Source organism: Candidatus Nitrotoga sp. AM1P (genome assembly GCF_013168275.1).
In the GTDB taxonomy this organism is placed as follows: Bacteria; Pseudomonadota; Gammaproteobacteria; order Burkholderiales; family Gallionellaceae; genus Nitrotoga.
The window spans coordinates 994,846-1,012,827 of the sequence record NZ_AP019547.1; the positions used below are offsets into that span (position 1 = coordinate 994,846).

Sequence of the window (17,982 nt, forward strand, 5' to 3'; positions counted from 1 at the left end):
AGGCACAAAGTCATGATCAAAATCGATTTGGCAGATCTTTATTCTGCTGAGGAGAAACAGGAGGTGGTCACAAATTGTGACCACCTCGCCAAACTCAAGCTCTCCTCGTCATTGCCGAATGCCTTTATCAAGCATGGAGCCTTGATGCTCGGGAACGTACTTAAGTCGTCACGAGCGGTAACGATTAGCTTATTGGTCATAAAGACGTTCGTTAAAATCCATAAAATGCTCTCTACACATAAAAAACTTGCAACGAAATTTACAAAGTTGGAAAGCAAAATATCCGGCCACACCCAAGCCATCGCAGGCCTGATCGACGCCATCCGACAACTGATGCAAGTGGCTACCTGCTCTCCTCGTCCGATTGGCTGTACGGCTGACCTCAGCAAGCTCCGAAATGAACAAGAACTCTAAAATCTACATTGCCGGACACTGCGGCCTTGTTGGCTCGGCTCTCATGCGAAATCTGCAGGGCAAAGGCTTCAACCGCCTTATTACCCGCACCCACGTCGAGCTGGATCTCACCAACCAGGCTGCCACAGAAACTTTCTTTGCGCATGAAAAACCCGACTACGTCTTTTTAGCTGCCGCCAAGGTGGGCGGGATACTGGCTAATAACACTTACCCAGCAGAGTTCATCCGTGACAATTTGGCCATCCAGACCAACATCATTCATGCGGCTTACCGGAATGGCGTTGAACGTCTGATGTTTTTTGGTTCGAGCTGCGTCTATCCAAAATTTGCACCACAGCCAATGCATGAAAATTGCCTTCTTACGGGCTCTTTGGAACCAACCAATCGGCCTTATGCTTTGGCCAAGATTGCTGGTATCGAGATGTGCTGGAGCTATAACCGCCAGTATGGAACACGCTATTTGGCGGTAATGCCGACTAACCTTTATGGTCCGGGAGACAACTACGATTTGAACAATAGCCATGTCATTCCGGCCCTAATCCGCAAATTTCACGAAGCCAGTGTGCGCGGTGAGCAGCAAGTGGTGGTTTGGGGTACCGGATCAATCAAGCGAGAATTTCTTTACAGTGAAGATATGGCCGATGCCTGTGTTTATCTAATGAATTTGCCGGATAGCTCTTATTGCGGATTGCTGGGCAGCGATGAAACCATGAGTGGTAAGTTTGAGCCACCTTTGATGAACATTGGTGTTGGTGAGGATGTAACCATCGGTGAACTGGCAAAATTGGTAAAGGAGATGATGGGTTTTGATGGCGAAATCGTTTTTGATACCTCAAAACAAGATGGAACTCCGCGAAAATTACTGGATGTTTCCCGCCTGAATGCAATAGGTTGGCATGCGCCCACTTCATTGCAGGCTGGGCTGGCTAAGGTCTATGCGGATTTTCTCCACGACCCTGTATCTACCGAGACTCGTTAATGGTTTTGCTTTCAGAGCCTCTGATCGTTGTTGCGGTTCAGCTTTTCAATCAAGGCCGTTATCTTGCCAATACGCTAGAGTTAATTTTTCGTAAATGCTTCAAGTCAAGAATAAAAGAGCAACAGGCATGAACCTGCTCCTGTCCGCTATTAACGAACGACTTCAGTTCTTCTGTACATCGGAGAATGCGGCCAAGACTCAGGATAATAAGGGATTATCTTGATGAAAGTAGCTGTAATTCATGATTGGCTAACAGTCTATGCCGGAGCCGAGCGTGTTCTGGAGCAAATATTATTATGCTATCCAAATGCTGATTTATATAGCGTGGTAGATTTTATTCCATCTAGAAAACGAGGTTTTCTGCTGGGGAAAACAGCAACCACTTCGTTTGTGCAAAACCTGCCTTTCGCCAGAACTAAATACAGGCAGTATTTATCCTTAATGCCTTTGGCTGTCGAGCAGTTCAACTTATCCGGCTATGACTTGGTGCTTTCCTGTAGCCATGCTGTCGCAAAAGGCGTTATTACAGGGCCGGATCAGCTTCATATCAGCTATGTTAATTCTCCTATGCGTTACGCGTGGGATTTGCAGCATCAATATTTGAGCGATTCGGGTTTGGACAAAGGCATAAAGGGGTGGATCGCCAAATGGCTCTTGCACAAAATGCGAATATGGGATGCAAGAACGGCTAATGGTGTTGATTGCCTTATAGCAAACTCGCAATTTATTAGGCGACGAATTTGGAAAACCTATCGCCGCGATGCGACGGTAATTCATCCGCCAGTAGAAATTTCAAGATTTTCCTTACGCGAAAACAAGGAAAATTTTTATCTGGCCGCCTCCCGTCTGGTACCTTACAAAAAAATGAATCTAATCGCGGAAGCATTTACTGCCATGCCAGAGCGACGTTTGGTGATCATTGGCGACGGACCTGAAATGCAGAAAGTGAGAGCGAAGGCCGGACCAAATGTAACGGTACTTGGATATCAAACTGACGATATCATGTGCAATTACATGCAGCGCGCCAAAGCATTTGTATTTGCCGCAGAAGAAGATTTCGGCATTACCCCATTAGAAGCTCAGGCTTGTGGTACGCCAGTCATTGCGTATGGCAAAGGCGGTGTGCTGGAAACAATTCGCGGCTTGGATGATAAACAACCGACCGGGGTGTTTTTTGCGGAGCAATCCATTCAAGCCATCAAAGCAGCAGTAACTTCTTTTGAACAGGAAGCCGCTCGAATTTTGCCAGTATCCTGTCGTAATAATGCCTGCCGTTTTGCGCCTGAGAGATTTCGTGCAGAATTCATAGCGTGTGTAGAAAATGAGTGGCATCGATTCCAACAATCGCTGATGACGACCACCTCGAACAAAATGTGGTTGCCATGACCTCGCGCAGCCTGCTCAAGGAAAACGCGGGCATTCTTGAATTAGCCCAGCGTTTCCTGGATCCTTTTGTGGTGGTAGCCACTGGAATGATACTTTTCGCGATCAAGTTCGGGTCTTGGGATTTTCCGAGAAATTATGATTTTGTACTAATCGGTGTGTTTCTGTTTTGCCTCGCAGTATTTCCATTTTTCGATGTATATCGCCCCCATCGGGGCGCAAGTCTGTGGGCAGAAATACAGATATTGGCAAGCGCTTGGACAGTAGTTTGCACTGGATTAATCATCGTACTGTTTGCAACCAAATCCAGCACCTATTTTTCCCGTGTATGGATTGGCCAATGGGCAGTGGCAGGGTTTGTCTCTTTGGTCGCCTTCAGAGTAGTGTTGCGAATCGGACTGCGTTTTTTCCGTCGCCGTGGTTTCAATCTCCGGTTTATCGTCATCGCCGGCGCTGGGAAGTTGGGACTTGACGTGGCGCATCGCCTCGCCGCTTCACCATGGACGGGATTGAAAGTGGTAGGTTTTTATGATGATGATCTGCGGATGCAGCGACAAGTGTTCGAGGGCGTTCCGGTTCGTGGTGGCCTGCATCGTCTTCCCCAAGAAGTCGTTGAACTGGGTATTGATCAAGTATGGATCGCCCTGCCGTTGCAACACGATAAGCAAGTTAAATCACTGGTGGCGCATTTAAGTCGCTTGCCGGTGCAAGTCACCTTCATTCCAGACATTTACGGGGTTCATTTGCTCAACCATTCCATTGGCGAGGTGGCCGGTTTCCCGGTCATCCATCTAATGGAATCACCTTTATCTGGCGTACAGGGCATCGTTAAAGCGGTCGAGGACAAAATCCTGGCGGTATTAATTTTGTTGATTGCTAGTCCCCTCATGTTGCTTATCATAGTCGGAATCAAACTAAGTTCTCCAGGGCCCATTTTCTTCAGACAACTACGTGGTGGGTTACATGGGGAACGCATCTGGGTTTGGAAATTCCGCACAATGAAGCATCATGCCGAACCGTCTGAAAAAGTACCTCAAGCGATACCCGGCGATCACCGCATTACAGCCTTTGGATCTTTTCTACGACGCACAAGCCTGGACGAATTACCTCAGTTTCTTAATGTGTTAAAGGGCGATATGTCGATTGTGGGACCGCGCCCACATGCGATAGCGCATGACGAATTTTACCAGCAGCAAATTGATGCCTACATGCTGCGGCATCACGTCAAGCCGGGCATTACTGGTTGGGCGCAGGTAAATGGCTGGAGAGGCGAAACGGGAGAAATCGAAAAAATGGAAATGCGAGTAAAGTACGATTTGTATTATATTAACAACTGGTCTTTATGGTTCGACCTGCGAATTATTTTTATGACGGTTTTTATGATGATCACAGGCAGAAATGCGCATTAAGTAATAAGGGCACCTCTAAAAATCCAATTTTCGTCACAATACGGCGTTACTCGAAAAAAATTATCGCTCACATATCAACTCATATGCCGCGCTCAAATTTTTTACTCGTGCCTTGTCTTGCCTAGAAACTTGAATTTTTAGAGGCGCCCTTAAGTTCTGCGTGTATTCTAAATCAGCTATGTCATTTTTTTAATGAAAATATTATGGTATGCCCATTCAACTTGAACCCCACTCTGTACCCTCTAAAAAGATCCTGCGCCAGGAGTGGCTAGCTGCACCTCTGCTATTTTTTGCGAGCGCTTTGATTTTGTCGCTGGTCTATCTTCAATACAATTGGTCAGGAAAATGGATAAGCAACGTCAAGCCTTTAAGCTGGAATGGGGCAGCACTAACCATGAACAAGGGCCAAGGTTATAGCGACCAAGGCAAACTGGTAATCAAGGGGCTAGCAGATCAAAATATTGCTGTTGCTTCACTATCCCCGCCCGCTTTTCAGGCAAAGGATTATTCGACCATTGTCTGGTCTGTTTCAGGCGCCACACCAAGCGTTGAAATGGAGTTTTTGTGGCGCACTGCGGATAATCGTGTTTTTGTCCATCCGCTTGTTTGGAGAGCTAATACTCTGGAACCATTGGAGATAGTGAAAGATGAAAATTGGCGCGGGCAAATTATAGACTTGGCTATTATTGTTAAGGGAACACTGGCTGCGCCGATTTTGGTAAATGGTATTTCACTTGAGTCTGCGTCTTTGCCAGGAGCGCTACCCCATATGGTGAAGAAATGGTTTGCGCTTGACCGATGGCAGGGAACTTCGATCAACTTTGTAGACGGAGATGCCATCGACAAAAATGCCCCTCCTGTTTTAGCCGTCGCCGTAATTATATTGTTGGCATTAGCCTTGAGTTTAATCTTGGCCATAGCAAAAATTATGCCCCTGAATATTGCCATGGTGTGGGGCATAGTATTACTCGGCTGGTTCATACTGGATGTTCGTTGGCAAGCAAACTTGTTTCAACAGCTGGAGCTGACACACCAGCAATTTGCCGGTAAAAGCTGGGAAGACAAGCATCTTGCTGCCGAAGACGGCACCTTGTTCGACTTCATGAAAAAAGTGAAGGCAAAATTGCCTGCTGCAAATAGCCGTATTCTTTATTTTTCCGATGACGCCTACTCGCGGGGAAAGGGCGCTTACCATTTATATCCTCATAACGTTCTAGCTCGTAATAACCTGCCGCCAACATCGCAAATCAAAACCGGGGACTATATTGCCCTGTTCGCAAAAAAGGGCGTGAAATATGATCGTTCACATCAATTACTAATGTGGAGTGATGAACAATCCATAAAAGTCGATTTACTGTTCTTGGCTGAAGGCAATGCCTTGTTCAAGGTGCATTAAATGGAATTATTTACGTTAGTAACTGGCTTGTGTTTGCCTTGGCTGTTGGGGGTAGTGTGGTTGCGTACACATTGGCTCAGGGCCACCGATATCACATGGCCGACGCTCTTGGGGTATGGGTATCTGGGCGGAATATTATTAACCACGCTTGTGATGCGTTTGCTGGATGCGCTGGGAATCCACCTTAGTTTTTTCAGTATTGGACTTGCACTTTTATTATTGACACTGGCTGGTGCCTGGCTTGGCCGTAAGGAACCTTGGCGAATCAGGCGGCCCGGAGCAAATTGGCACAGCTTGGCCGGGTGGCGAAAAATCGTGTATGCCATCGTGTTGGCCGCTATCGTAATTCGGCTGGCAGGACTGGGACTGGAAATTATGTGGCGCCCGCTATTTCCTTGGGATGCCTGGTCGCAGTGGGCAACCAAAGCTCGGGTTTGGTATGAGCTTGGACACTTGGCGACATTCGTGCCCGCTGACATTTGGCTTAGCGGCGAAGTGGCCGGTGCTTACACTGATGCAGCCCCCTACTACCCCCCTGCCATACCGCTAATACAAGTATGGATGAGCTACAGCTTAGGCAGATGGAACGACACTCTGATGAACTTGCCTTGGCTACTATGCGCGGTCGCCTTGGGCCTGGCATTTTATGGTCAGGCCAGGCAATGGCAAACATCGCCCTTGTTTGCTCTGATGTTTACCTATTTTCTGCTTTCACTCCCCATTCTGGATGTTCATGTGGCTTTGGCGGGATATGCGGATTTATTTATGGGAGCGTTTTACGGCTTGGCAGCAATGGCTTTTTTTCACTGGACCAGAAAGCGTGATTTCTGGCAGGGGGCCATGGCATTGCTGTTTGGGTTAGGATGCATCTTGATCAAGCAACCTGGCATTGCATGGACGTTGACTTTTCTTCCCGCGTTGTTAACTGTGTTCATGCCGCGTGCTGGGCTAGTGGGAATTTCCGTGCTGGCAGTAACGGGGGTAGCAACTTTTTTTGTTCTTGGTGAAAAAGATTTTCATTTATTTGGTTATCACGTGCATCTGCGCTTCGCGGCGGATTGGCATCCATTTTGGCAAAATATGATGGTAATGGACAACTGGCACCTGTTCTGGTATCTGGTAGTAGCAGCGCTTGTTTTGTCGTTTCCACGGCTTCTTGCCCCTTCTTTTCGAGGCATGACTGCTTTGCTGCTCTCCTCTGCTTCGTTTCTCGCGGTAGTTTTCTTTTTTACCCATGCTCAAGCATGGGCCGAAGACTACACTACGATCAATCGCGCTTTATTGCATATGGTACCCATGCTTTTGTTTTATGTGATGGTGCTATTCCAGGAAGCTGTCAATTTCCCGAGGATCATGGCTACCCGCCAAAAATTGACATGATTGAGAGGGTAGTTCCTTCAATGATAATTCAAAGCATGCGACGCATTCGCTACGCAATGCGCTTAAAACCCTTAATACCGAACTGACTCTATCTGTTCACATATCCGTTTTGCACCAAGCAAAATGCGCGGCGTGGAGCGGCTGATCAGATCGGGGTGGATGAAAGCCGTACGGCCTTGCCGGACCGCAATCAACGGCAACTCGCGCCATATTCTTTTCGTCTCTTCTTCCTGTTCATACGTGGCGGCGACAGCCAGCATCACCTGCGGATTTTCTTTTACCAATGCCTCATTCGAAATGGCAGGAGTCAGCAAGGGTACAGCAGCAAATACGTTCTGTGCACCACACAAACGCAGCACATCACTGATGATATGTGCGTCATTTACCGTAAGCAGCGGCGCTGCAGCTATTTGAAAATAGGCGCGCACCTTAGTGCGCCCAGCATATTGCCGGCGTAAGGTATCAAGCTGCTGTACGAAGGCGTGCGCAGCAGCTTCGGCTGCTGGCTCAGTGCCGGCGATGCGCCCCAGCAAGCGTAATACTTTGGGAATATCATCAAGACGGCGGGGTTCCAGTACCAGCACTTTCAACTTCAGCTTTTCAAATATGGCGCGGTCACGCGATGACAAGCTGCTGCCCCATGCAAGCACCAGATCGGGTTTTAACGCGACCAAACGCTCCCAGTCGAGACGAAATGCATCACCTATTTGCGGCAGTTGTTTGGCTTGTTGTGGATAGTCACTGTACACCGTAACCGCCACCATATGACTGCCCATGCCTGCGGCATAAGCGAGTTCGGTAAGGTTGGGAGCTAGAGAGATGATGCGCTGTGGCGGTGTGGCGAATACTATTTGCGTGCCACTGGCATCGGTGACAGTAAATGGTGTCGCGGCCTGCGAAGTTACACAAAACAGCAGTAAGCAGAAAAAAATGGCATGCTTTACAACAATAAAATTACTTTCATCCTCGCTTTTCGCACTCATCTCCAGCAAGTGCGAATAATAAAGCGAATGGCGCGAATCAGACTGAAGTGAAAGGCCTCCGCTCACTGCGCAAAACGTTGCGCCAATGCCACACGCTTGAGATACGCATCACGTGTGATTTGTACGTCCTCAAGAAAATGAGGCAATTCTTTCAGCAATAATGCCTGTGGCCCATCCACCAGAGCCTTTAAGGGAACGGGATGGAAATCCACCAGCACCATATTGGCGCCAGCCATGACCCCCTGCGCGGTGATATGCATCAAATCGAGAATGCCATCGGGCGCAGCACTACGCGTGCCAACTGAATGCGATGGATCAATGCACACAGGCATCCGGGTCAGACGCTTGACTACCGGCACATGCGCAAAATCCACCAAGTTACGGTGCGGATCGCCCATGTTAGTCTTCATACCACGCAAACCGAACACCACATTGCGATTGCCTTCAGACGCCAGATATTCAGCGGCGTTGAGTGATTCGTCCAACGTGATGCCGAAACCGCGTTTAAGCAGCACCGGAAATTCCTGCTGACGCCCAACGATTTTCAGCAGCTCGAAATTCTGTGTATTGCGTGTGCCGATCTGTAGCATCACGCCAGTAGGGTTGCCGGTCTGCTGCAATGCGGCGCGGATTTCATTGAGATGCGACTCATGCGTAATTTCCATCGCAATCACCTTGATGCCGTACTTTCCCGCCAAATCGAAAACAAAAGGCAAACAATTCTTGCCATGCCCCTGAAAAGCATAGGGACTGGTGCGCGGCTTGTATGCACCCATACGCGTGCAAACCTGGCCATTATCGCGCAATGCTTTTAACATGATCTCGACATGTTCGGCGTTGTCCACCGCACAAAGTCCGGCGAACACGTTGAGCGTGTCCTGGCCAAAGCGCACGCCGTTATAGTCGAAATACGTTGGACGCGGGTCGTCTTTATGCTGCCCCAGGATACGATATTCCTCCGACACGCGCACCACACGTTCGACACAGGGCAAACTTTGCATGTCCTTGATGTCTAACGGCTTGGTGTTACCGATTAGATAAATCTCGGTTAATACCTGCTCTGCACCGCGCTCAACATGCACGCGCATCTGGATATCCGACAATCTGGCGAGATACCCAATTAGTTGCTGGTAGTCCGCACTTTGTTGATCTGTATTGGAAGAAAGAATCAATATCATGGTGAAGCTCCTGTTATTTGCAAGCCAATCATTTTCCAGAAAGTATGGTCTATTGCTGCAACTACTGTGCCATTGAATCTCACGTAAGCCGCTTTTGCCGAACTACTGCCAGCGTCCGATGACAGAACCCTGACTGCCTATACGCAACGATTGCTCGTTCGGTTTGGTGTTTAGGTCGTTCCACTTGAATTCAGCCGCGATAAAATACGCGGCAACTTCATCACATCACGAATCTTTACATCCACATATGCCGGCAATCGGGACGTAGCATTCACCCACACGGTAAGCATCCCCAGACGTTTGGCAGTCTGCAGGTTTTCCGCACTATCTTCCACCATCACGCAACGCGCCGGATTCAAACGATGCTTGCGTAGCAATCGTATGAAACCTGCTAACTGTGGTTTGGGTTGGTAACACGTATGCTCAATGGCGAACACATCATCGAACAAATCGTCTATGCACAACAATTGCAGCACGGCCTGTGCATAATGCTGCGGTGCGTTGGAAAATACCAATTTCTTGCCCGGCAATCTTTTCAACACATGACGCAAGCGTGCTTCACACAATACCATCTGCGGTAGCTGCGGAAACTGGTGTGTATGCCACAGAAAATGATCGGGGTCGGTGGCATGGTGCCGCATCATGCCACTTAGGGTCGCACCGTAACGTTGCCAGTAATGCATTCTCAATTCGTTCGCTGTCTGTTCATCCAGCTTCAGATGCTGTTGCAGGTAAGCGTTCATACTGCGGTTAATGTGCGGAAAAATGTGCGGCACAGCGTTGTGCAAAGTGTTGTCCAGATCAAAAATCCAGACGAGTCGACTCATTTACTTTTAATCAGCGTACCCACACCTTCATCAGTCAGAATTTCCAGCAACAGCGCATGTTCCACGCGGCCATCAATGATGTGTACCGACCTCACTCCCCCGCGTGCGGCGTCCAGCGCCGAACTGATCTTGGGTAACATGCCGCCGGACAGCGTACCGTCCACCACCAGTTCATCAATCTGTTTCGGTGTCAGACCAGTAAGCAGCTTGCCGCTCTTGTCCAGCACGCCGGGCGTGTTAGTTAACAATACCAGTTTTTCTGCTTTCAGCACTTCCGCCAATTTGCCCGCCACTACGTCGGCATTAATGTTCAGTGTCTCACCATCCGGCCCGACAGCAATCGGGGCAATGACCGGAATAAAATCACCAGAATCGAGAAAATTTATAATCGATGGATCAATCAAATTAATCTCTCCTACCAGACCGATGTCCAGCAACTTGCCCGGCTCATCGTGGCTCTCCAGCAGCATCTTGTCCGCACGGATAAACGAGGAATCCTGCCCGGTCAGCCCCACCGCCTTGCCCCCATGCCGATTAATCAAATTGACGATGTCTTTGTTGACCTTGCCCAGCGCCATTTCGACCACATCCATGGTCTCCTCATCCGTGACGCGCATGCCTTGGACGAATTCCCCTTGCTTACCAATGCGCTGAAGCAGGTCGTTGATCTGCGGCCCACCACCATGAACCACTACCGGGTTCATGCCGACCAGCTTGAGCAATACCACATCGCGCGCAAAACTTTCCTGCAGCTTAGGGTCGGTCATGGCATTGCCGCCATATTTGATTACGATAGTTTTATCAAAAAACCGTTTGATGTATGGCAACGCCTCAGACAGCGTATGAGCTTTCTGGAAGGCGGTGGCAGAGGTAAGTGACATGTTGTTTTCCTTCGCTAAACAGGCGCGCATTTTACCTCAGAAGTCCACCATCATTGCAGCACGAAACAACTGGGCAGCACCAAGCCACGCGTTTATTCAATGAGGCATCATCAAAATACTAATGGGTATGTTGCTCGTGCTTATTGTGGCTTGGGCTGAGTGATTTAACTTCGGCATTCACATTAATCTTTTCCTTACGCTTATCAGCGAATTCCACGGTAATGGTAAGTGGCACATTGTCACCCGCTTTAAGCGAATTCTTGAGGTTAAGCAGCATTACATGATTACCACTCGCTCCCAACTTAACCATCTTTCCTGCAGGTAGCTGCAGAAATTCAATGGCACGCATTTTCATTACACCGTTATCATGCGTCATGCTATGAATCTCGACTGCACCCGCAATCGGGCTGACAATCGCCACCAGCCTTGCTTCTTTCTTGCTGGTGATGGAAAACCGTACTGTGGCGCTTTCTTGTCCCGGGGCCGTGGCGCGCGCCGAGGCATCGCTCACTACCACATTTTCTGCCCATGCTTGTACCGCACAAAACAGCATGACGATTGCAATTGCGTAACGCATCCGAGTCTCCTCTATTTATAAAAATGTACCGTAAGATACATGAATTGCACGGCAATAGGCAATCATGCCTTCCGCCCTGAAATAGAAACCAGAAAAACGAGTGTCTACATAAATTTAGCGAAATATAAACATTTTTCCGTCTGCAATTTGGCTAAAATGTTAACCGTAAGCAGTTAGCACTCAACAATAATAAACAGCACCAATTCGAGGAATGAACATGTCGACCAACAGCATATATGTAGTTCCCAGCAACCAAAATATTGATCTACGACAGGCTGTCAAGAATATTAATGTACTGCCCGCCATGCCGGTCATTGCGCAAAAACTGCTGGCGCTACAGATCAACAGTGACGAAAACGAACGGAAAATGTTAATGCTAATCGAGCAAGACCCGCAGATCTCAGCAAAAATTATCGGGCTATCCAATTCAGCAATGCTTGGCTCCGCACGAAAAACAACCTCAGTAAAAGAGGCTGCGATATTATTAGGCATGAACCGTGTCAAATCGATTGCAACTGGCATCGCCATCATGTCCTTGTCGACCAAAGTATCCACGGGTAAATTTAAGGCACAGGATCTTTGGTTGCATAGCTTTGGTATTGCGTTTGCCATGCTCGGCATCGCCCGTGCCATGCCCGCAAAAATCCGCCCTAAGGATGATCAAGTTTTTTTGGCTGGCATACTGCACGACATAGGCTATCTTGCACTCGCTTTTCTGGATCCAAAACGGAGCGATGACCTGCATGCCCTCTTGTCAGCAAAATCTGATCGTCCTGTACTGAGTATAGAACGGGAAATGCTGGAAATATGCCACGACGAATTGGGTGCGGAGCTAGCGCGCCACTGGAATTTGCCGGATGAAATTATTGCCGTGTTGCGCTACCACCATACATCGGATGTAGCCGAAGCGGCAGCGGGACAACCAATAGTACACATGATCAGCCTGGCAGAAAAATTGCTGGCTTCCTTTGGTATTAATGAACACGTCGATACCCACATCAGCGACGAGGATTGGGAAGTTTTGGGCATCGATCCAAGTAAGGCAGAGGAAATCAGTGTACAAGTAGCTGAGCAAGCGGAACAGGCGGCAGCAGTATATTGATTAAGAGACACGATTTTCCAACTCATTTAACCAGCCTAATCAAATTCACCCCATATCCCAACCAATCCCACCAGTCTATAATTGCGGTTTTGATTACTGGTCTCAATATGAAGTTTGCGCTGTCGTTTCTTATCGCTCTGTTATTTCCATTGTTTGCCCAGGCACAGCTAACCAGCCTGCCGCCTGCTCCAGTGCTGGCAGCCAAATCCTATCTGCTATACGACTTTACCAGTAATCAGATTCTGGTCGACCAAAACGGCAATGAACGCACCGAACCAGCATCCATTACCAAATTGATGACTGCCTACCTGACCTTCAACTCCCTCAGGCTGAACAAATTATCGCTGAACCAGACAGTAGTCCCTTCAGAAGCAGCACTGCGCACCCAAGGCGTGGAGTCACGCATGTTTCTAGACAAAAATAAACCCGTGACGATTGCAGAATTACTGCGTGGCCTCATCGTACAGTCTGGTAACGATGCCGCGCGTGTGTTGGCAATCACCCTAGCTGGCAGCGAAGAAAACTTCGCCAAACTAATGAACCAGGAAGCACAACGACTGAGCATGAACAATACGCATTACATCAACGCCACCGGGTTGCCACACCCACAGCACTATTCCAGTGCATATGACACAGCGCTACTTGCCGCTGCTATAGTGCGCGACTTTCCCGAGCACTATCCGATTTATAGCTTGCGTGAATATCAATACAATCATATCAATCAAGCCAACCGCAACCGCTTATTGTGGATGGATCCCTATGTGGATGGAATGAAAACGGGACATACAGAAAGTGCAGGATTCTGTTTAGTGGCTTCGGCAAAGCGCGACCAGCGGCGGCTAATATCAGTGGTGCTGGGCACAGCATCCGACAACTTGCGAGCTACCGAAAGCCAGAAACTACTAAATTACGGCTTCCAAAATTTTGAATCCGTGCGCCTGTATCAGAAGAACGAACCGGTTGCCAACTTACGTTTATGGAAAGGTACCGAGAGCAAAGTCAAAGTGGGATTCCGCAGCGATCTATTCCTGTCCATCCCAACAGGGCAACTTGCACAATTGAAGGCAACCATGGAAACACAGCAGCCTCTTGTGGCACCGATTGCCGGTGGGCAAAAAATCGGTATGATAAAAATTACTCTGGGCGGCAAACCCTATGCCGAATACAAGCTGGTGGCGCTGGAGCCTGTGCCGCTGGCCAATGTATTTTCGCGCGGCTGGGACAGTATCCGCTTACTTTTCAAATAAAGGCTTCTTCTTTAGGAAATCATACAATGACAGTCTATTTGAACGGGCAATTCATGCCCATTGAAGAAGCACACATTCCCGTGCTGGACCGTGGCTTCATTTTCGGCGATGGCGTATATGAAGTTATCCCCGTGTATTCACGCTCTGCATTCCGTCTGGCCGAACATCTCAAGCGCCTGCAATTCAGCTTGGACGGCATACGCCTGACAAACCCGCACAGTGACCAGGAATGGACTAAGCTCATCACGGATCTGATCGAGCGCAATACCGCAGAAGATCAATATTTATATCTGCATATCACACGCGGCGTGGCTAAACGTGACCATGCTTTCCCTAACCCTTCGGTCCAGCCGACCGTATTTATGATGAGCAACCCACTTCTCACTCCACCCGCCGCATTACTTACCAGCGGCGTGGGAGCAGTAAGTGCGCCGGATAACCGCTGGCTGCGTTGCGACATCAAGGCTATTTCGCTTTTACCTAATGTGCTGCTACGGCAAATGGCAATAGACGCTGGCTGTGCCGAAACCATTTTGATACGTGATGATGATTTCATGACCGAAGGCGCAGCCAGCAATATTTTCTTAGTAAAAAATGGCGTCCTGCTCGCCCCGCCTAAAGATAATCTTATGCTGCCTGGAATCACCTACGACGTCTTGCTGGAAATCGCCGCCGCCCACAACATACCTCATGAAGTTCGCAAGATTGCCAAGGACGAATTATTCAACACTGACGAGCTGTTACTCACCTCTTCCACCAAAGAAGTACTTGCTATCACTACCTTGGATAATAAAGCGGTAGGCGATGGCAAACCCGGAGTGATGTTTGCCAAACTACATAAACATTATCAGGACTACAAGCGCGACGTGATGCGCAAGACGTAAGAAAGCCTGATATTCCCCTGTAGTCAGCTAACAACTTGGCAGATATCAGGGGTTAATAATTTTGATCGAACTGCAATCCCCTACCTTCGTGGGGTTAGAAATCTTAAACTTACCCAGTTATCCATGGCACTTACTGACAGTCTTATCGAATACCCATGCGACTTCCCAATAAAGGTGTTAGGGCTGTCGCATCAGGGCTTCGCTCAAACAGTAACGGAAGTGGTTATGCGTTACGATCCCAACTTTAACGCTGCCACTATGGAAATGCGTCCCAGTAGCGGCGCACGCTATATCGGACTGACCTGCACCGTGCATGCCACCTCACGCGAACAACTCAATGCACTGTATCAAGAATTGTGCGACCACCCACAAGTAGTGATGGTACTTTAGTGAGATGGTACCGCTGATCAAACATCTAGGTCTGGTCGAATACCAGCAAACCTGGCAAGCAATGAAACAGTTTACCGCTGCGCGTAACGCCGACACGCGAGACGAAATCTGGCTACTACAACATTTGCCAGTCTATACCCAAGGCTTAGCAGGAAAACCGGAACATCTTCTACATACCAGTAACATACCGGTGGTCAAAATCGACCGCGGCGGCCAGATTACCTACCACGGCCCCGGCCAGATCGTCGTCTACCTTATGCTGGATTTACGCCACTGGAAACTTAACGTGCGCGGGCTGGTACGGCTAATGGAACAGGCCGTGATAGATTTGCTTGCATCATTCGGCGTAATAGCACAGGGGCGTGAGGAAGCACCGGGCGTGTATATAGATAACGCAAAAATTGCCGCACTTGGATTAAAAATTCGCAATGGATGCTGCTATCACGGATTGGCGTTCAACGTAGACATGGATCTTACCCCGTTCGCGTACATTAATCCATGTGGCTTTGCCGGATTGCGTGTTATCCAAGCAAAAGACTTAGGTATAGGTGTTCCGCGGTCTGAACTGGAACTGCAACTTGCACAACATTTAATCAAATTATTACAGCAACATAAATCAGAGAAGTCGGCCCCAAGGTATATTTGAAAATGTATCTTTGCAGAAGCAGGCTCCTGTGAATTATTAAGATTTCACACCAGACACGCTCCTAAAACCAAATAAACAACGGCTTATGTCAGAGCTCGCATTACAAGCAAACTAGCTAAAAGGAAAAACCATAATGACTATCACAGAAAAGCAAACTGGCGCAGCTAAAACAACACGTAATCCAATCAAAATTGTTCAGTTAGAGCAACGCCTACGTAAACCAGAATGGATACGCGTTAAATCCGGCAGCGGGCAAGGTTATCACGACGTCAAACGCCTGCTACGTGAACACAAATTACATACTGTGTGCGAAGAAGCATCATGCCCCAACATTGGCGAATGTTTCAGCAAGGGCACGGCCACTTTCATGATTCTAGGTGATCTCTGCACACGACGTTGTCCCTTCTGCGATGTAGGGCACGGCAAACCGCTGGCACCCGATGCTAACGAACCGGCACATTTGGCTCAATCCATTGCGATACTTAAGCTTAAATATGTGGTTATCACCAGCGTGGATCGCGACGATCTGCGAGATGGTGGCGCGCAGCATTTCGTCGATTGTCTGACCGCCATTCGCGCTACTTCACCCCATACCAAACTGGAAACACTGGTTCCGGATTTTCGTGGCCGCCTGGAAACCGCATTGGACATTCTGGCGAATAGCCTGCCTGACGTACTTAATCACAATATGGAAACCGTACCGCGCCTCTACAAACTGGCACGTCCCGGCGCAGACTACACTCATTCGCTCAAATTATTAAAAGATTTCAAAGCACGCTTTCCACAAGTGATAACAAAATCTGGCTTGATGTTGGGACTAGGCGAAACTGACGAAGAGGTACTACAAGTAATGAGAGACATGCGCGCGCACGATGTACAAATGCTCACGCTAGGACAATATTTACAACCCTCCAACAGTCATCTGCCAGTGTTACGTTATGTCCACCCTGACACCTTTAAAATATTCGAACAGTCCGCGCTGGAAATGGGATTTTCACATGCAGCCTGCGGGCCGATGGTACGCAGCAGCTACCATGCTGATGAACAGGCACATCAAGCTGGTGCTATATAATTTTCAATTATTCCAGAAAAAATACAAATGCATCTCTAGTTACAAGAGATAATGCCAATATCCCGTTTATAAATTGATAGATAGAGCGATTTAAAAATAAAACACCCCGCAGCAAGCTACGGGTATTAACTACGCTTTTCAATCCGCTGGCTTGCAACCAGCCTTCGCTCCAATGAGCGGAGAATTGAACCCGTAGAGATTAAAGTTAAAAATATCAATATTTGTACATTATTATGGATATTAATATTTATTAAATATGTACAATTGCATCATGAATACTTAAAATTCAATACCCATAAACACATTTATTTGAATCGATTTATTTAAAACAAAAGGATATTTTTTATGAAAAAAACAATTCTGTTTCTAGCAACATTACTATTTATGACCACTGCGAGTGCAGATAACGCCAGAAAAACAGTGGATGAACTCAAAACGAAATTTATAAAAATGGGCGAACCTAGAATTGAAGGAGTAGAAAAGTCTGGAAACATAATGGCTCCAGTCATTTATTTCGGTAAACAAAAAATAAACAATACTTTTGATGTTGTTGATGAAATTAAAAAGACGTCTGGTGCTTACGCTACTGTCTTTGTTAAAGATGGCGTGGAATTTATTCGCGTGAGTACAAATGTACTAACGCCTAAAGGAGTTCGTGGGATTGGAACTAAACTTGCTCATAACAAGGCTTATGACGCAGTGATGAAGGGTGAAGTATATTGTGGTGATATCGATATTTTAGGTAATTCTTTCTATACTTGTTATGACCCTATAAAAGATAAAGTGGGTAAAATTATCGGCATCTATCTTATTGGATTTAAAAAATAATTATGAAGTTTAGACGCGGTTAAAATCTGGACTGCACCCAAATCAGGTATATGCACGACTGTATATTTCTTGAGCAAGATGCTTTCTAAGAAACAATAGGGATCGTTCACTTAAATTGAAACTACGGTATAATTTTGGTCGAAATGTATGCGCTTCCAATCAAAACAAAATTAATTCAATCCATTTGAACTGCTCTACAATTTTATTACTATATTGTACTAATCATTTTTGTTAAGTTTGGCCATGATTCTTACGTTACTTACCGTACTAATGTACTTTTGAGTATTCCATTGCTTAATATCTGATGTAGATGCTCCTCACTCGTAATATGCGGAATTGCAATCCAAAGCCTTAACTGGTGACTGATTTTCTAGGCTAAATGAACGAATCTCAATAAATCTCATAT

The 17,982-nt window shown here is 47.4% G+C and carries 18 protein-coding genes; 13 read left to right on the forward strand and 5 right to left on the reverse strand.

Annotated features, from left to right (window positions below):
- Nucleotides 1-12: 12 nt before the first annotated feature.
- The 6 genes from W01_RS04405 (at nt 13) to W01_RS04430 (ending at nt 6,961) form a co-directional block, all read left to right on the forward strand.
- Nucleotides 13-414: an ORF6N domain-containing protein gene (locus W01_RS04405; protein WP_173052417.1), complete on the forward strand. Its 402-nt coding sequence runs from the start codon at nt 13-15 to the stop codon at nt 412-414.
- Nucleotides 398-1,393, forward strand: coding sequence for a GDP-L-fucose synthase family protein (locus W01_RS04410; RefSeq protein ID WP_173052419.1), 996 nt, complete (start codon nt 398-400; stop codon nt 1,391-1,393). The genes W01_RS04405 and W01_RS04410 overlap by 17 nt, the downstream gene beginning before the upstream one ends.
- Nucleotides 1,394-1,615: 222 nt before the next feature.
- Nucleotides 1,616-2,779: a glycosyltransferase family 4 protein gene (locus tag W01_RS04415; RefSeq protein WP_173052421.1), complete on the forward strand. Its 1,164-nt coding sequence runs from the start codon at nt 1,616-1,618 to the stop codon at nt 2,777-2,779.
- Complete coding sequence (locus W01_RS04420; protein ID WP_173052423.1) at nt 2,719-4,185, forward strand: undecaprenyl-phosphate glucose phosphotransferase; 1,467 nt, start codon at nt 2,719-2,721, stop codon at nt 4,183-4,185. Before W01_RS04415 ends, W01_RS04420 begins: the two co-directional genes overlap by 61 nt.
- A gap of 208 nt (nt 4,186-4,393) precedes the next feature.
- A complete protein-coding gene (locus W01_RS04425; protein WP_173052425.1) occupies nt 4,394-5,581 on the forward strand; it encodes a hypothetical protein in 1,188 nt (395 codons plus the stop codon).
- Nucleotides 5,582-6,961 carry a hypothetical protein gene (locus tag W01_RS04430; protein ID WP_173052427.1) on the forward strand — a complete coding sequence of 460 codons (1,380 nt, stop codon included), beginning with the start codon at nt 5,582-5,584 and terminating at the stop codon, nt 6,959-6,961.
- A gap of 71 nt (nt 6,962-7,032) precedes the next feature.
- On the opposite strand, the gene W01_RS04435 is transcribed toward W01_RS04430, so the two are convergent.
- The 5 genes from W01_RS04435 to W01_RS04455 form a co-directional block, all read right to left on the reverse strand.
- Complete coding sequence (locus tag W01_RS04435) at nt 7,033-7,944, reverse strand: cobalamin-binding protein (protein WP_173052429.1); 912 nt, start codon at nt 7,942-7,944, stop codon at nt 7,033-7,035.
- A gap of 62 nt (nt 7,945-8,006) precedes the next feature.
- Nucleotides 8,007-9,122, reverse strand: coding sequence for a 3-deoxy-7-phosphoheptulonate synthase (locus tag W01_RS04440; protein ID WP_173052431.1), 1,116 nt, complete (start codon nt 9,120-9,122; stop codon nt 8,007-8,009).
- A gap of 170 nt (nt 9,123-9,292) precedes the next feature.
- A complete protein-coding gene (locus tag W01_RS04445) occupies nt 9,293-9,949 on the reverse strand; it encodes a pyrimidine 5'-nucleotidase (protein ID WP_173052433.1) in 657 nt (218 codons plus the stop codon).
- The gene (gene argB / locus W01_RS04450; protein WP_173052435.1) at nt 9,946-10,830 is read right to left on the reverse strand and encodes an acetylglutamate kinase; all 885 of its coding nucleotides are present in this window, start codon (nt 10,828-10,830) and stop codon (nt 9,946-9,948) included. The genes W01_RS04445 and argB overlap by 4 nt, the downstream gene beginning before the upstream one ends.
- A 118-nt stretch (nt 10,831-10,948) precedes the next feature.
- A complete protein-coding gene (locus W01_RS04455) occupies nt 10,949-11,407 on the reverse strand; it encodes a copper chaperone PCu(A)C (protein WP_173052438.1) in 459 nt (152 codons plus the stop codon).
- Nucleotides 11,408-11,624: 217 nt separating this feature from the next.
- Between W01_RS04455 and W01_RS04460 the strand changes: the two genes are divergently transcribed.
- From W01_RS04460 to W01_RS04490, 7 genes are all read left to right on the forward strand, one after another.
- Nucleotides 11,625-12,509, forward strand: a complete 885-nt coding sequence (locus W01_RS04460; protein WP_173052439.1) for an HDOD domain-containing protein — start codon at nt 11,625-11,627, stop codon at nt 12,507-12,509.
- A gap of 107 nt (nt 12,510-12,616) precedes the next feature.
- Nucleotides 12,617-13,756, forward strand: coding sequence for a D-alanyl-D-alanine carboxypeptidase family protein (locus tag W01_RS04465; protein ID WP_173052440.1), 1,140 nt, complete (start codon nt 12,617-12,619; stop codon nt 13,754-13,756).
- A gap of 26 nt (nt 13,757-13,782) precedes the next feature.
- Nucleotides 13,783-14,640, forward strand: a complete 858-nt coding sequence (locus W01_RS04470) for a D-amino acid aminotransferase (RefSeq protein ID WP_173052441.1) — start codon at nt 13,783-13,785, stop codon at nt 14,638-14,640.
- A gap of 123 nt (nt 14,641-14,763) precedes the next feature.
- Nucleotides 14,764-15,030: an HP0495 family protein gene (locus tag W01_RS04475; RefSeq protein ID WP_173052442.1), complete on the forward strand. Its 267-nt coding sequence runs from the start codon at nt 14,764-14,766 to the stop codon at nt 15,028-15,030.
- A gap of 4 nt (nt 15,031-15,034) precedes the next feature.
- The gene (lipB, locus tag W01_RS04480; RefSeq protein WP_173052443.1) at nt 15,035-15,676 is read left to right on the forward strand and encodes a lipoyl(octanoyl) transferase LipB; all 642 of its coding nucleotides are present in this window, start codon (nt 15,035-15,037) and stop codon (nt 15,674-15,676) included.
- 133 nt (nt 15,677-15,809) lie between these two features.
- Nucleotides 15,810-16,748: a lipoyl synthase gene (gene lipA / locus W01_RS04485; RefSeq protein ID WP_173052444.1), complete on the forward strand. Its 939-nt coding sequence runs from the start codon at nt 15,810-15,812 to the stop codon at nt 16,746-16,748.
- Nucleotides 16,749-17,093: 345 nt separating this feature from the next.
- On the forward strand, nt 17,094-17,576 hold the full coding sequence (locus W01_RS04490; RefSeq protein ID WP_173052445.1) for a Cache 3/Cache 2 fusion domain-containing protein: 483 nt from the start codon (nt 17,094-17,096) through the stop codon (nt 17,574-17,576).
- Nucleotides 17,577-17,982: the final 406 nt, after the last annotated feature.